14 protein-coding genes are annotated in these 14,424 nt (G+C 60.5%); 11 read left to right on the top strand and 3 right to left on the bottom strand.

Features of this window, described 5'->3' with window-relative positions; genetic code table 11:
• Window positions 1-421: 421 nt before the first annotated feature.
• Window positions 422-1,438, bottom strand: a complete 1,017-nt coding sequence (locus AC1ME3_RS09565) for a zinc-binding alcohol dehydrogenase family protein (RefSeq protein WP_480952981.1) — start codon at window positions 1,436-1,438, stop codon at window positions 422-424.
• 124 nt (window positions 1,439-1,562) lie between these two features.
• Between AC1ME3_RS09565 and AC1ME3_RS09560 the strand changes: the two genes are divergently transcribed.
• The 7 genes from AC1ME3_RS09560 (at window position 1,563) to AC1ME3_RS09530 (ending at window position 9,821) form a co-directional block, all read left to right on the top strand.
• Window positions 1,563-2,471, top strand: a complete 909-nt coding sequence (locus AC1ME3_RS09560; protein WP_480952980.1) for a LysR family transcriptional regulator — start codon at window positions 1,563-1,565, stop codon at window positions 2,469-2,471.
• Between the two features lie 461 nt (window positions 2,472-2,932).
• Window positions 2,933-3,145 (top strand): hypothetical protein, encoded by a 213-nt coding sequence (locus tag AC1ME3_RS09555; protein ID WP_480952979.1) that lies wholly within the window; start codon window positions 2,933-2,935, stop codon window positions 3,143-3,145.
• A 94-nt stretch (window positions 3,146-3,239) separates the two neighbouring features.
• On the top strand, window positions 3,240-4,529 hold the full coding sequence (locus AC1ME3_RS09550) for an efflux RND transporter periplasmic adaptor subunit (protein ID WP_480952978.1): 1,290 nt from the start codon (window positions 3,240-3,242) through the stop codon (window positions 4,527-4,529).
• An 11-nt stretch (window positions 4,530-4,540) separates the two neighbouring features.
• Window positions 4,541-5,221 carry an ABC transporter ATP-binding protein gene (locus AC1ME3_RS09545; protein ID WP_480952977.1) on the top strand — a complete coding sequence of 227 codons (681 nt, stop codon included), beginning with the start codon at window positions 4,541-4,543 and terminating at the stop codon, window positions 5,219-5,221.
• A gap of 12 nt (window positions 5,222-5,233) precedes the next feature.
• Window positions 5,234-7,681, top strand: coding sequence for an ABC transporter permease (locus AC1ME3_RS09540; RefSeq protein ID WP_480952976.1), 2,448 nt, complete (start codon window positions 5,234-5,236; stop codon window positions 7,679-7,681).
• Window positions 7,674-8,936 (top strand): TolC family protein, encoded by a 1,263-nt coding sequence (locus tag AC1ME3_RS09535; RefSeq protein ID WP_480952975.1) that lies wholly within the window; start codon window positions 7,674-7,676, stop codon window positions 8,934-8,936. Before AC1ME3_RS09540 ends, AC1ME3_RS09535 begins: the two co-directional genes overlap by 8 nt.
• Before the next feature lie 393 nt (window positions 8,937-9,329).
• On the top strand, window positions 9,330-9,821 hold the full coding sequence (locus AC1ME3_RS09530; protein WP_480952974.1) for an MBL fold metallo-hydrolase: 492 nt from the start codon (window positions 9,330-9,332) through the stop codon (window positions 9,819-9,821).
• On the opposite strand, the gene AC1ME3_RS09525 is transcribed toward AC1ME3_RS09530, so the two are convergent.
• Complete coding sequence (locus AC1ME3_RS09525) at window positions 9,809-10,834, bottom strand: NADP-dependent oxidoreductase (protein ID WP_480952973.1); 1,026 nt, start codon at window positions 10,832-10,834, stop codon at window positions 9,809-9,811. The two genes, AC1ME3_RS09530 and AC1ME3_RS09525, sit on opposite strands and share 13 nt — an antisense overlap.
• 102 nt (window positions 10,835-10,936) lie before the next feature.
• Between AC1ME3_RS09525 and AC1ME3_RS09520 the strand changes: the two genes are divergently transcribed.
• The 3 genes from AC1ME3_RS09520 to AC1ME3_RS09510 all read left to right on the top strand — a co-directional run bounded on the left by AC1ME3_RS09520 (window position 10,937) and on the right by AC1ME3_RS09510 (window position 13,279).
• Window positions 10,937-11,524: a TetR/AcrR family transcriptional regulator gene (locus AC1ME3_RS09520; protein ID WP_480952972.1), complete on the top strand. Its 588-nt coding sequence runs from the start codon at window positions 10,937-10,939 to the stop codon at window positions 11,522-11,524.
• Between the two features lie 343 nt (window positions 11,525-11,867).
• The gene (locus AC1ME3_RS09515) at window positions 11,868-12,659 is read left to right on the top strand and encodes an SDR family NAD(P)-dependent oxidoreductase (protein ID WP_480952971.1); all 792 of its coding nucleotides are present in this window, start codon (window positions 11,868-11,870) and stop codon (window positions 12,657-12,659) included.
• Window positions 12,656-13,279: a TetR/AcrR family transcriptional regulator gene (locus AC1ME3_RS09510; RefSeq protein WP_480952970.1), complete on the top strand. Its 624-nt coding sequence runs from the start codon at window positions 12,656-12,658 to the stop codon at window positions 13,277-13,279. Before AC1ME3_RS09515 ends, AC1ME3_RS09510 begins: the two co-directional genes overlap by 4 nt.
• 89 nt (window positions 13,280-13,368) lie before the next feature.
• On the opposite strand, the gene AC1ME3_RS09505 is transcribed toward AC1ME3_RS09510, so the two are convergent.
• Window positions 13,369-13,653, bottom strand: a complete 285-nt coding sequence (locus AC1ME3_RS09505; RefSeq protein ID WP_480952969.1) for a hypothetical protein — start codon at window positions 13,651-13,653, stop codon at window positions 13,369-13,371.
• Between the two features lie 231 nt (window positions 13,654-13,884).
• Here AC1ME3_RS09505 and AC1ME3_RS09500 point away from each other — a divergent pair, with 231 nt between their 5' ends.
• Entirely contained in the window at window positions 13,885-14,409 is a 525-nt protein-coding gene (locus AC1ME3_RS09500; RefSeq protein WP_480952968.1) for a TetR-like C-terminal domain-containing protein, read from the top strand.
• The last annotated feature ends 15 nt before the right edge of the window (window positions 14,410-14,424 follow it).

Genomic DNA, 14,424 nt, shown 5'->3' with positions numbered 1-14,424 from the left:
CAACATGTGGCGGCGGAACGCGATTACCATGAACTCTTCGGCCCCGGTGAAGATCATGAATTTGGTGGCTTTTGGCCAGGTTATTAGCTCCTCGACCGTTTCGTTTGTGCCATTTCATCACCGTCTTTTTGAATTCCCCAGCAGTCGCCTCAACGTCAAGAGCAACGCTCGCGATCGCTGTATTGCCCTCTACCCTACGTGCGTGGTCGTACCGCGCCCTCGACGTGCCTGTCCCATATTGGCTCCGCCCTTTTCCCGCGAAAGGATCGTACAATCAAACCGTGGGATCGATCACCTAGATGACACATTTATCGAATTACCGATGATGACGCAGCGGTTTGCAAAACGGGAACCCATACCTCGGCAAAACTGGCGTGAGAGCAGACAAATGTTTCACCGTGGGTCCGCTCTCATCGCGAAATCACGACAATTCGACTACCAGCTTGTACCCGGATATTCCTTCCCGTTGAGCGTCGACGGCGCGTTGGAGAGCCTCCAAGCCATGACCGACCACTTTGGCAGGCGGCGCAGCTACATATCTGCCGGACGCGAGCGCAGCGGGCAGGAAGTCGCGGTAAATCATTGGACCCACCTCATCGTCCTTGAGGCTGGTGCCTGCGATTGCAGCCGCCTCGACCGTTTCGGGAGGGGCGATCTGTAAAGGCAAGGTAACCGTGACGAACCGGCGCCCCTCGATCCGGCGCATCACGTTGAATGTGTCCGGTAAATTGCCAGTGGCGTGGAAGGCCCCGACCAGCGTTTTTCCGCGTAGTGCTGTCACTACTCGATCGACTACCTCCGCATCACCATGGTCGAACACCTGCGTGGCTCCCAAGCCGCGAACCATCGCGGCGTTACGGGGCGAGGCGGTGGCAATAACCTCATAGCCGGATGCTGTGGCAAGCTGCACCACGTTGCAACCGACGCTCGACGATGCCCCCCACACGAGCAATGTCTCACCGCTCAGTTCCGGGTCGGCAGACGGACGGCGGAGACCGAGATGTTCGGCCTGGTAGAGTCCACAGGCTGCCGTACCAATTCCGAGCGGCAACACCGCAGCGGAGGTCGCCGCCATTTCTGGGGGGATCGGCGCAGCCATCTGGGCAAGTACTATCGTGTGCTGCTGAAAAGCGCCCTGCGACGGCTGATTAACCGTGGTACCGACGGCCTGCCCCAACACGCGGTCGCCCAGGGCGAAGCGGTCGACGCCCTTACCTATTGCCACTATCGTTCCGGCGACATCGCTGCCCACGATGAGCGGGTAATCGAGCCATGGCAGTGCGGCCATATCTTGAAGGATGTAATCCAACGGGTTGATCGCAACTGCCTCATTTCTGATCAGGATCTGGCCTTCCGCCACCGGCGGGAGTTCGGCCGGACCAATCGAGAGCCGCTCGCCAGTTCGACGCTGCCAAGCAGCGAGGTTTTCGATGGTCATATGCCGTCCTTCTTTGCATCGTTCGGTAAGCTCACTGCCCACCCGTCGCGGTGCAAGATACGATCATCGTGATTGATCACAAGACGCACCAATGGCAATGCGTTGTTGCATTGGGAGCAACGATGTGACGGGTCGTGAATATCAGGAACTGACAGTCTTCATGGCTATCGCGAAGGACTTGAGCTTTCGCAGTGCGGCGCGGCGTCTGGGTATGACGCCATCAGCAGTCAGCCGAGCGATAAACCAGCTTGAGACACGTTTGGGCGTTCGGCTGCTCAACCGAACGACGCGCAGCGTCGGCCTGACAGCGGCTGGCGACGTACTATTTGACCGACTGCCAGCTCTTGTAGCTGCCATGGATAGCACCGTGGACGACATTGTTGCCATGAGCGACGCGCCAAGTGGAGTCGTGCGGCTGAACTTATCGCGGGTTGCCGCGGAGTTGATCCTATCACCAGTACTGGCGCGCTTCTATGCCGCGTTCCCCGCGATAACGCTGGACCTGACGATCGATGACAGCCTGAGTGATATCGTTGCCAAAGGCCAGGACGCCGGTATCCGCATCGGCGGCCGGGTAGCGCAGGATATGGCAGCAATCCGGCTCACGCGCGACATGCGTGCCGCAGTGGTAGGTTCGCGCGCGTACTTCCAGACCCACTCCATCCCTGACCACCCGCGAGACCTGTCGCAGCATGTTTGCCTGAATTATCGATGGCAGCAGTCGCAGGAAGTATACCGATGGCGGTTCCAAGAGGACGGGCGGGCGATCGAAGTGTCTGTTCAAGCGGGTCTCACGGTCAATGACACGGGCATTCTCCGTGAAGCGGTGCTGGCGGGCATGGGAATAGCGTGCCTTCCAGACCTGTTAATCGAACCGCTGATAGGATCGGGCAGTTTGGTACAGGTATTGGAGTCCTTCTGTCCCGCTCAGCCTGGCTTCTGCCTGTACTACCCCCTCAACGGCCATCCCTCGGCCGCGTTTAAAGCTTTCTTGAATTATATTAGAGTCGCGTACGCTAACCAAGGAAACTGATCTCCGCCGTGTAAGGGTCCCCCGGTTTCTCATCCAACTGAAGGTGAGTTTCCGGCGTTCATTTGGCCGCGTTGACGGCCGCGGCAGCAGCATATTCGACCGGAGCCGCGCAGAGAGGAAGATGTCCTCGTCGTCGTCGACGACGACGCATAGTTCGAACGGCTTGGCCAACACGTGAGGCAACTCCCTCCCGACAGTGGATGACTTCCATCAATCAAGATGCGTACCAACGGTGATACGCTGAAGCACCGTAGGTATCGAGCAGGCTTACGATACAGCGGTGCTGGATCACTGTCCGAAATTGAACAGCGCGCTGTCCGGAATCGGACACCGTCCTCCGAAGCAACTCTCGTAGCGTGACGGTGCTAGCTAGCCTTTGCAGTCGCTTACGGGTTTGGCACGCGGCTTGCTCAAGTCCCGTCGTTACCGACACCGTAGTGGTCCATCGAAAGGAACGATCGATGTCAAAATTCTTGATCCGCACGCTGTTCGCCGGCTTCAGCCTGGCACTCACGCTTGCAATGATCGCGGCTTCGGCACCCGCATCGACTGCCACCATCGGCGCTATTCACGGCACAACTTACCCTATCGCCGATCTCAAACTCGCCAGCATCGCCGGCCAAAAGAATGCCGCTGTCGCCCGTGCGGATGCGGATGCCGGTGTCTCATCCTGACGCACGGTTCCACACGCCCTGGTCCGATCGTGGACATCCGCCTGGCCAAATCTCGACAGGCGGCCCCCGACTTTCTGCAAGCTTCGAGGATATCGTGACGTTTGACATATCGGCCGCGCAAAGCGGCACCGCGATGGATCGCCGGGTCGAGCGCCGCAGCGGCCTTTCTCACCGGTCGCGCATCGTTGCAATTGCGCTTACCGTCCTGGTCGCGACGGTTCTTGTCTGGCACTACATTCCCGCAAGCGGATCGACCGACGTCGCCACTGCGGATATCGAGACTGGCCAAGTAACGCGCGCGCCGTTCGCCGATTATCTACCGGTGCGCGCGACCGTCGCGCCGGGTGTTACGACTTTCGTTGGCACGCAACAGGGCGGGCAGGTCGAAACGCTTGTCGTCCAGGACGGAACGCACGTCGCCGCCGGCCAGCCGCTCGCAACGCTCGCCAACCCTCAATTGAAACTCGATATCCTGTCACGCGAGGCGACGATCGCAGGACAATTAGGCGACGTGTCAGGGCAGGACCTGTCGCTCGAGCGCAACCGGCTGGATCGCGCGGGACAGACCTCAACCGCAAGCTACGATCTCATCAAGGCACGCCGTGACCTGTCGATCCGCCAACAGCTTCATGATCAGGGTTTCGTGTCGGACGCGGGCGTCGCCAGCTTCCGCGAAGACGCGCGGTATCAACAGCAGCGGCTGACTCAACTCCAATCGGGAAAATCGTCCGAGGACCGCATCGCTACTCTCCAGGCGTCGCGGCTGGCAGATACGCGTGCGCGGCTTGTGGGAACATTGAACGCGGTACAGGCGGGCCTCGACGCGCTGACGGTCCGGGCGCCCGTAACCGGTCGGCTAACCAACTTCACGATCCAGCCGGGTCAGATGCTGAAGGCGGGCGACCCGACTGGCCAGATCGACAGCGAGGACAGCTGGAAGCTCGTGGCGGATGTCGACGAATATTATCTCGGTCGCGTGAGTGTCGGGCAGACCGCGTCGACGACCGGTAGCGGGTCCGGTCTCGCGCTTGTTGTCACGAAGGTGCTGCCGGCGGTTGCCAATGGCCGGTTCCGGATCGAACTTGGCTTCCGCGGACGTCCGCCTGCCGAACTCAGTCGGGGCCAGACGCTCGACGTGCGCGTGACGCTCGGCAGCACGAAGCCCGCGTTAATCGTCGCGATCGGCGGCTGGCTTGAGAACGGTGGCGGCAATGCCGCGTTCGTACTCGACGCCGACGGTCGCACCGCACGTCGGCGCGCCATCAAGGTCGGCCGTCGCAATCCCCAGAGCGCCGAAATCCTGTCCGGCCTCGCACCCGGCGACCGAATCGTAACCTCCAACACCGCTGCCTACGACAAGGCCGGCATCCTCAACATCCGCTGAAGGGCAACGCCATGATCCGCCTCCAGAACATCCAGCGTACTTACGCCTCCGACGAGGTCGAGACGACCGCGCTTGCCAATATCGACCTGTACATCGCGAAAGGCGAGTTCGTTACGATCATGGGCCCGTCAGGGTGCGGCAAGTCCACCTTGCTCAACATCCTCGGCACGGTCGATAGGCCGACCAGCGGCGCATATCTGTTCGGCGACCGCGATCTCGCGACGTTGAACGAGACGGCGTTGGCGCAGTTGCGCGCCGAGACGCTGGGCTTCGTGTTCCAGTCGTTCAACCTAATCGACGAGCTAACGATCGCAGAGAACATCGAACTCGGACTCGTCTATCGCAAGCAAGACGCTGGCGACCGTAAGGGGCGTGTCGCCGCGGCGATGGACCGTGTTAGCATCTCGCACCGCGCGCGGCATTACCCGCACCAATTGTCGGGCGGGCAGCAGCAGCGCGCCGCGATCGCGCGGGCGATCGTCGGCAACCCCAGCCTGATCCTCGCGGACGAACCAACCGGCAATCTCGACACCGAGAACGGCGCGCAGGTGATGGGAATCCTTGAATCCCTGAACGCGGAAGGCGCGACGATCATCATGGTCACCCACTCCCCTGCGCACGCCGACGCTGCGCCGCGCCGCATCGACATGCTCGACGGCCGGATTGTCGCGTCCGTCAGTCGTGCGATCTAAAGGAACAGACTGATGAACCGCTTCGCGCTCCTCACCTTCTTCCGCTCACTCACGCGCCATAAACTCTATGCGGGGCTCAACATCGGCGGACTCGCCGTCGGCTTCGCAGTGTTCCTTGTACTTGGCCTCTATGTCCGCTTCGAGACTAGCTACGAGCGTTGGCTGCCGGGCTATCAGGGTATCTATCTCATCGAGGCAAAGAGTGATCGCACCGCCGATCAAACAGCAATGCAGGATTCCCCCGTCGCGCTATTTTCGGCGGTGCAACGCGATCTTCCCGGGACGATCGGGACGCGTATCGCAAATGCACGAGCGACGGTGCTCAAGGATGGGACGGGCTATCGTCAACCTATCGGTCTGGTTGATGTCGATTTTGCAAAGGTGTTTGCACTGCCAACGGTTGCTGGAAACATCCACAATGCCTTCGAAAGCCCTTCCAACGTCGTATTGACGGAGAGTGTTGCGAGAAAATATTTTTCAGGTGCCAACCCATTGGGCAAGAATTTGACGGTGAATTATGACGGCATAACCCATAATTATCTCGTTTCAGCCGTACTGAAAGACTTCCCCGCCAATACCGATTTTACCATTGGTATGTATGCCCGCTTGGTCATCTCCGAAAACAAGGAGGATGCCAGTTACGCGTCGATGCATCGGTGGAACTACTTCGATCCACGAACCTATGTGCGTTTCGACAGCCCCGCTGCTGCACGTACATTCGCCGCGCGTTTGCCCGCCTTGGTGGAGCGTCATGCATCAACGGAGACTCCACAAGGAGAACTAGGCTCGAAGATCCGCCTTTCGATGCAACCGATAGCAGCCGTGCATGGCGAAGCCGTCGGCCAGAACCTTGCAGTGGCGACGCTCGGAATCGTGGGGGTGCTCACACTTCTGATCGCAGTCGTGAACTATGTGAATCTCGCGACAGCGCGTGCCGGCTTGCGAGCGCGCGAGGTTGCAATGCGCAAGGTCCTGGGGGCAGACCGTTCAACGCTCGCGCGCCATTTCGTAGGCGAGGCGATCGCGACGGCCTCGATTGCCGGTGTGATCGGGCTGGCAATCGCCGAATTGGGCCTTCCGCTAGTGAATGCCGCGAGCGGACTGAAGCTCTCCATTCCCTATTTGGGGCTGACGGGCATCCTCGCCCAGCTCGTCGTGCTGGTGCTGGTTGTTGGCACGGCGGCCGGCATCTATCCCGCGATCGTGCTGGCCCGCCTGCCTGCCGCCGCAGTGCTCGCGTCGGCTCGGTCGCCCGGCGGCGGGCGCGCAGGCACCTATGTTCGCGAAGGGCTGGTCGTGTTCCAGTTCGCGATTGCCATCGCGTTTATCGTCGGGACGATGGTGCTGTTTGCACAAACCCACCATGTCCATAACGCTGATCTCGGTTTTTCGCGGAAGGGCCTGATGCTCGTGCCCTCTCTGGGCAATCCGAGCCTCGACGCTACCCAGCGTGACACGATATTCCGCCGCTTGGCGGCACTGCCAAGAGTTGAGGATGCCACCGCCGCCGGGGGCCAACCCGGGGGTGGCACGTCTGTTTCGCGGACCACCATCCCGGTTCCCGGTGTGGCCGGCGATGGCCCGGCATTTCGCTTCTTCGAGACGACACCAGGGTTCTTCAAGGTCATGAATGCTAAGCTGCTAGCGGGCCGGACCTTCGATCTCGCACACCCAGGCGACATCAATGCCAACGAGTTACCGGAGAACGCTGCTGGCGATCGCAACCTGCCCACTGCGATCGTCGTCAACCGCGCCGCGCTTTCAGTCCTCCGCATCCCGTCGCCAAGGGCAGCGATAGGGCGCACCTTCGCCGGTTCGCACGGCCCGCCGCTCACGATAATTGGCGTGATCGATGATATGCGCTTCGACAATCCCCGTGCACCTATACAACCGATCATGTACGATTTCGAACCTCGCACAAAGACGGGTTCAGTGGCTATTCTGCGATTCTCGGGAAACCCGGAGACGTTGCTGGCCGCGGCACGTGACATATGGCAGCAACAGGCACCCGAGGTGCCGTTCGATGCCAAGACCGCGGACCAAAACCTGGCAGGCTACTATCAGCGCGACGACCATACCGCACACCTCTTCAGCATCGGGGCTGGGCTCGCCGTCCTGATCGGCTGCGTCGGCCTGTGGGGCCTGGCGTCGTTCAACACCCAGCGGCGCGTAAAGGAGATTGGCATTCGCAAGACGCTGGGGGCATCCTCGTCGGCAATCGTCAGGCTGCTTGTCGGGCAGTTCCTGCGCCCCGTATTGATCGCCAATCTCTTCGCATGGCCACTTGCCTTTTTCGCGATGCGAACATGGCTTGCAGGGTTCAACGACCGGATCGCGCTATCGCCACTGTTCTTTGTCGCGGCTACCGTGCTGGCGCTGGCGATCGCGGTGCTGACGGTGCTCGCACAGTCGCTGCGTGCTGCCGGTTCGGCGCCGGCCTGGGCGCTCCGCCATGACTAAGCCCTGGCTATTTGGCGTCGTGACGCTGGCGTTGGCAACTGCTCCAGCTTCGGCAGAGACACTGCGCGATGCGGTACTCGCTGCTAAAGCGAGCAACCCGACACTCGCATCGGTGCAGGCTCGACAGGAGGCGTTCGGCGAGACCGTGGCGCAGGCGCGTGCCGCGGGACGGTTGACTGCCTCAGCGAATAACGGCGCAGGCTATGACCGGTTCGGCTACGGAAAGGGCGGGTATGCGGGCGTCAACATCGCGCTACCTATATGGACGGGCGGTCGCGTGTCCTCAACGGTGCGCGCTGCCAAGGCTGACGTGGCGTCAGGGAACGAGAGTGTGCGCGACAGTGAGGCGGTGCTACTAAGTAACGTGGTCGCCGCATATGCCGAGATGCTGCTTTACCAGCAAACCGTTGCCATCGCTGAGGCTGACATTGACTTACTCGACCGCCAAGTCGCGGAGGCGAAGGCACGCTTTATTCTCGGTACGTCAACGCGCACCGACGTCGCGAGGCTGGAGGCGCAGCGGCTGTCTGCAATAGCTGCATTAGCTTCCGCAAACGCGACACTCGATACGACGGCGGCTGGATATCGCGCGACTGTCGGACATGAACCCGGTAAGCTCGTGCTGCCGACGGCGCCGTTGCCGTCGCTCCCGGGAACACTTGACCAGGCACGCACTCGCGCACTCGCCAACAACCCGTTGCTCCGGGCCAGTCTCAGGACGGCGGATGCATCGGCGGCGCGGATCGAAGGGGCACGCGCGGTCGGGAACCCGAGCGTCACGCTTGGTGCAGGATACAGCTATGCCGAAAGCTTGAAGAATGGCGGGACGCGCGGCTACCCGCTCAGCGCGGCTGCCACGCTTGTTCTGAACGTCCCGATCCTGACCGGCGGTCTGGTCGCTTCGCAGGTACGCCAGGCGCGTGCTGCACACCGTGCAGACCTGTTCGACACCGACGCACAGGTGCGCGAGACGACGCGTGCGGTCGATGCCGCTTGGGCGGCGCTGATTGGCGCGCGGGCGCAGATCGCCGCGGACACCGCACGGGTCACTGCGGCCGACCTTGCGCTGAAAGGCGTGCGCGCCGAATACGCGTTCGCGCTCCGCACCACCCTCGACATCCTCGTCGCTGACGAGAGCCTGCGTGCGGCGCAGCTGTCGCTTGCGAACGATCAAAGCGCAGCTCTCGGCGCGCAGGCGGCATTGCTCCGAGCAACGGGCTCGCTGACCTCAGCCGTCTTCGAGGGGCATGATTGAAGCTAAGGCGAGCGATGCGCTTACGGGACTGTGTCGGCGCCAGGGCACGTAGAGCGCGACCTGCTTGGCGTGAACGGCCAAGTTCTGTGGCCTGGCGGTGTCCGATGTGAAGCGACTGCGCTAGCGCATATTCATCCAGATGTCGATCCTACGGTAGTCGTCGAGACGGCAGAGCAACTTTCGGCCGACTCCTATGATCCGATATCACGAACATGACGGCAGAGCATTCACAGCTGGCTAGTCAAAATCGAAGGGTGGGCTATCCTGATCGATACAGCAACTGGCAACGACAAGGATCGTCCAACTATGCCGATGCTGCATCATTCAGACGAACCTTACATCGAACGTTTGTCCGCTACCGGCATCGAATGTTAAGACGCCGATATCGTACTGATGACGCATATTCATGTCGATCACGTCGGTTACAATACCCGACTGCTTGATGGCACGTGGGTCCCTACTTTTCCAAAAGGCCGTTACTATTTTTCCGGGATCGAAGCGGACTATAACGCAGCTATCGATTCCAACGGCGACCAAGCGGCCTCAGAGCTACGGCGCCAAGCGGCGCTGGGACTGATGAGGCATCCCCCGGCCGCCGGGATCTATACGGACAGCATCCAGCCTATCGAAGCGGCCGGTCTGACCGAACGCATCGTGATGAACGGTACGGAGGCAATCCCCGGCCTTACCTATCTTAGCCTGCCGGGGCACAGCATCGATCGCGCTGGTATCATTCTGCAATCAGCAAGCGAGCAGGCTTTGTTTTGGGGTGACGTACTGCACCACCCGGTTCAGCTGTCACATCCCGATCGGCATTCGACTTTCTGCGCATTCCCCGAGGCGGCGATCCTTGCGCGGGACGGGTGTCCGACCTATCCGATCTGAACCAACATCTTGCCGAAATTCTGCCCCTTCAACTGCGCGATGAGCGCCTCAGGCGCGTTTTGCAGCCCGTGCACGATATGCTCGCGGTGGCGCAATCGTCCCTCTTTGAACCAAGCCCCGGCTTCACGCAGGAAGTCGTCCGTCTGCGTATCGGCGAACTCCGTCTGGATGAAGCCTCGGATGGTCAAGCTTCTGCCCATGATTTCCGCCATCATTCCGGCCAAGCGGTCGCCGCCGCTATGGCCGCCACTGTTATCCTCATATTGCGCGATAAGGCCACAGACGGGCACCCTGGCGTACGTATTGAGCAGCGGAAGCACCGCGTCCCAGATCGGCCCGCCGACATTCTCCCAATAGACGTCGATCCCGTTCGGTACGGCCTTGGCCAGCCGGTTCTCGAAATCGGAATCCCGATAGTCGACGACGGCATCGAAGCCCAGTTCGTCCTTCACATAGGCCAGCTTCTGAGCGCCCGTGGTGAGGCCCACCACACGCGCACCGTGGATACGGGCGATCTGTCCGACCGCGGAACCCACAGCGCCGCTAGCCGCCGACACGACGACGGTTTCACCCGCCTTTGGCCGCCCGATGTTGCGCAGGCCGGCATACGCAGTGAAGCCGGTCATTCCCAGCACGCCGAGGGCGGTCGAAGGCGAGGCTAGCTCGGGGTCGAGACGACGCAAGCCGGTTCCGTCGGACATCGCAAAACGTTGCCAGCCCGACCAGCCTAGAACCCAGTCCCCTTCGGTCCATGCAGCATTACGCGAAAGACGGACGCGCGAGACGGTAGCGCCCACGATGACCGCACCGACCGGGATCGGCACATGGTAGGATTTCTCCCGTCGCATCCACCACCGCATGTACGGATCGATCGAGAGGTATATCGTCTCGAGCAGAAGTTCGCCATCGCCCGGCTCCGGCATCGCCGCCCGTTCCCATCGAAGGTCGCTTGCTTGCAGTTCGCCCTGTGGGACTGCTGCGAGAACAACCCGTTCGTTCTGGATATCGTCCAACGTTTCCTCCGTCATGTTGCAAACCAGGAGCATTTCGCATACACTCTGTATGCAAATAACTATCACATACAAATTGTATGTCAATGACTGGAGACTAGGAACGTGCGACAGAAACGCTCCGACAGGGTTACGGAGACTCGTGGCAAGCTCATAGAGGCCGGTCGAAGTGCGTTCAGCGAAAAGGGATACGCCAACACGGCGACGGAGGATCTCACCGCCGCAGCAGGCCTGACGCGCGGCGCGCTCTATCATCATTTTGGCGGCAAGAAGGGACTTCTTGAGGCCGTCATCGAAGTGATCGACGCAGAGGCTGCCGAACAGCTCAAGCTGGTGGTCGCGCGAGCAAAGACGCCGTGGGAAGGCTTCGTCGCCGAAAACGTCGCATGGGTCGAGATGGCATTGGAACCCGAGATCCGACGCATCGTCCTGCTCGACGGTCCGGCCGTACTTGGCGACCGTACGCGCTGGGGCAGTGGTAGCGCATGCCTGGTCAGCACGAAGGCCAGCATCGAGGCGCTCGTGCAACTCGAGATATGCAAGTCAGTCGACGCCGAAGCCACCGCTTACCTTATCAACGGCGCGGCGCTCAACGCTGCGCTGTGGATCGCCGGCGCCGAGCATCCAAAAAATGCCGCCGTCGAAGCGATCAGGAGCTTTCGCATCCTGCTGGACGGATTGCGCATCACATAGCGCGGACATTTAATGGCCAGGTAAAGGGGGCGTTGGCCTACAAACAGGTGGCACTTATACCTTGCCGCTCCAGTTTCCGAGGATGCCGCCTGTCTTTGACTATACGGCAGTGGGACACGGAATTCGCTGCTGTGGCATGCGGAGACAGACTCTGCGCCCGCGCAATGTCATAGAAGTTTGATTAATCGCTTGCCGCTGAGCATCATCCTACAATGTCTGTTTAGACAGACAAACCCGTATGGACTTCGCTGGACTACTTTCCCCAAGAGGATCCCACCAGGGTTTCCCCTTCTCCATTCCTCCCGAGGCATGCTAGATGACCGTTGGTCATTAGGAGATTGTTATGGCATCTAAGCGTATCGCTCTCGTTACGGGCGCTTCGAGCGGGTTGGGTAGCGCGTTCGCGGAACATCTCGCGATGCAGGGATATGATTTAATCCTGACCTCGCGCGGTGCGACTGCAATGGAAACATTGGCGGCTCGGATCAAGTCCTCGGCCAATGTCGATGTCATCGTGGAACCGGCCGACCTGTCGGAACCTGGCGGATGCACGGCATTGACCGACGCGCTTGATCGCCGCGGGATCTCACCTTCCGTTGTCATCAATAACGCGGGATTTGGATTGAACGAGCGGTTTGCGGACCACGACGCCGATCGCCTAACGTCGATGCTGGAACTCAACATCGGCAGCTTGACGAAGCTGACCCACTTTTACGGACGGCGGATGATGGCGGCGGACGGAGGTCACATACTACTGGTCGCCAGCCTGGCCGCCCATATGCCCGCGCCGCTGATGGCCGCCTATGCTGCCTCGAAGGCCTATGTCCTGTCGCTCGGCGAAGCGCTACACGTTGAATTTGCTCCAAAGGTCGGCGTGTGCGTGTTGTCCCCCGGCTATATGGAAACCGGCTTCGACGCGGTCTCCGGTTTTGAACCGACGGCAGCGACCCGGCGGACAGCTTTGGCAACAACCGAAGTGGCGCGATTGGGGTTGGACAGCCTTTTTGCTGGCAAATCCGCAGTGGTGGCGGGACGCGCGAACAAAGCCGCGGCGACAATCCTGAAGTTGCTGCCCCGCGCCTTCATTGCGCGTCAGGCCGCCAAGGCCTCCGGCATGCGCTATCGCGAACAATGAAGCGAGCCCAAGGCGACGCTGACAAGAATGAACGGCGTCGATCGATCTTGAACGCTGCCGAAGTGCTGCTGCGTGACGGCGGCGGCGGCCTGCCGTCTGCAGCGGCCATCGCATCGGCCTGCGGACTGGCCAAGGGTACGCTTTATATCTACTTTCGCACCAAGGAGGAGATATTCGCGGCGCTTCTCCTTCATCTGTGGGATCCAGCCTTCTCGATGCTCGTAGATGAGCTTACCCGGACCGATCGCGTGGTAGCGGACCGTATCGAGAAATTTGTTACGGGATTTGTTTCCTATGTGGACGAGCGACCATTCCTTCTTCGCCTCGACGCGGTCGCCAAGGAAGTGATCGAGCGCAACATGAGCGTCAACGCGTTGATTGCCTACAAGGAGGCGTTTGGGAGAAGCATCGAGGCCGTTGGCATACAAATAGAAGCGGCGCTGGACTTGCCTCGAGGAAAAGGTTTCCAGCTTGTGACGCGAAGCCACGCCCTGATGCGGGGACTGTGGCAATCGTTCGGTGACCCGCTTCCCGCGCTCGAATCCTACAGACATCATCCCTTTGCCACCGAATTGCGTGACGCTCTTATCGAATATTGGCGAGGCGCTCTTTCCAGGTAAAAAATCGGACTGACCGCTTGCTAGAATGCGAGGCGGGACGAGGCACCATCCTACGCCCCCTCAGCAGCAAAGGTTCTATCTAAGTTCGATCATGGCTGCGTCGCAGACTTGATGAGTCGGGCAAACGTGCTTGCTGCTTCCGCAATCCTGCACCTCCTACCGACCACGTAGCTGGATAGCGCGTCGCCAGCGCCCACCACCGCGACGTATGCCCTGTTTAGCACCGCACCGGACAAAGCCGCAACCGGACGAAGGACAGCCTCGAACGTCTCGACAACGCTATCCAGCAGTTCCTGATACGCGACAGTTTTCTCGTCGCTGCCAGCAAGCCGCACCGACTGCATGAAACTCGTCGGCGTGGATTGGTCGCGCATGCAATGTACATGTCCGCCAACGCGCCAACGCGCTAATCGTCTTCTCGGTCGATCGGGTTCCTGACGGCATCACTTGGCGGAATGACGTCACGAGCTCGGTATCGATTTAGCACTCATACTGACGCCATATTGACCTTCCTAATAACGTTAGGCTAATACCTTTGACGATTAGGAGGATTGGTAGTGCGCGCAGGATTGACAGTCGAGCGGTTGGCGGAGGCAGGAGCACGTTTGGCGGACGAGGTTGGATTTGATTCGGTAACTCCGACTGCCCTTGCAGCGTTGTTTGATGTGAAGGTTGCGAGCCTTTATTCCCATGTCGCCAGTGCCAACGATTTGAAGGTCCGTGTCGCGTTGCTCGCCCTAGACCGCCTTGCCGACCGGCTAGCGCAAGCACTCGCCGGCCTATCGGGTAAGGACGCTTTGGTAGCGCTTGCCAACGTCCACCGCGATTTTGCGAATCAGCATCCTGGTCTGTTCGCAGCCGCGCGCCACCCGCTCGATGCCGACATTGCGGGGCGTAGCAGCGGCGTACGCATTGCAGCGCTGACGCGGTCCGCACTAAGCGGCTATCGCCTCGGACAACAGGCGGAGGTGCACGCCATTCGCCTGATCGCAAGTGTCATGCTCGGTTTTTCCACGCTCGAACTAGCGGGCAGCTTCAATCACAGCCAGCCGTCGCCCGCTGCGTCGTGGCAAGTGGCTCTCGACTCACTGCACGGCATGCTCTGTTGGCTTACCAGTGGTGACGCCTGAACCGCATCGATTAGG

The sequence above is a fragment of the Sphingomonas sp. BL2 genome, assembly GCF_056680015.1.
This window is presented reverse-complemented; position numbering and strand designations above follow the sequence as displayed.

What these genes read in the sequence shown, in the direction of transcription:
- AC1ME3_RS09545 (WP_480952977.1), top strand. Translation starts at nt 4,541, where the DNA reads ATGATCCGCCTCCAGAACATCCAGCGTACTTACGCCTCCGACGAGGTC.
- AC1ME3_RS09540 (WP_480952976.1), top strand. Translation starts at nt 5,234, where the DNA reads ATGAACCGCTTCGCGCTCCTCACCTTCTTCCGCTCACTCACGCGCCAT.
- AC1ME3_RS09530 (WP_480952974.1), top strand. Translation starts at nt 9,330, where the DNA reads ATGACGCATATTCATGTCGATCACGTCGGTTACAATACCCGACTGCTT.
- AC1ME3_RS09565 (WP_480952981.1), bottom strand. Translation starts at nt 1,438, where the DNA reads ATGACCATCGAAAACCTCGCTGCTTGGCAGCGTCGAACTGGCGAGCGG.
- AC1ME3_RS09555 (WP_480952979.1), top strand. Translation starts at nt 2,933, where the DNA reads ATGTCAAAATTCTTGATCCGCACGCTGTTCGCCGGCTTCAGCCTGGCA.
- AC1ME3_RS09515 (WP_480952971.1), top strand. Translation starts at nt 11,868, where the DNA reads ATGGCATCTAAGCGTATCGCTCTCGTTACGGGCGCTTCGAGCGGGTTG.
- AC1ME3_RS09505 (WP_480952969.1), bottom strand. Translation starts at nt 13,653, where the DNA reads ATGCGCGACCAATCCACGCCGACGAGTTTCATGCAGTCGGTGCGGCTT.
- AC1ME3_RS09510 (WP_480952970.1), top strand. Translation starts at nt 12,656, where the DNA reads ATGAAGCGAGCCCAAGGCGACGCTGACAAGAATGAACGGCGTCGATCG.
- AC1ME3_RS09535 (WP_480952975.1), top strand. Translation starts at nt 7,674, where the DNA reads ATGACTAAGCCCTGGCTATTTGGCGTCGTGACGCTGGCGTTGGCAACT.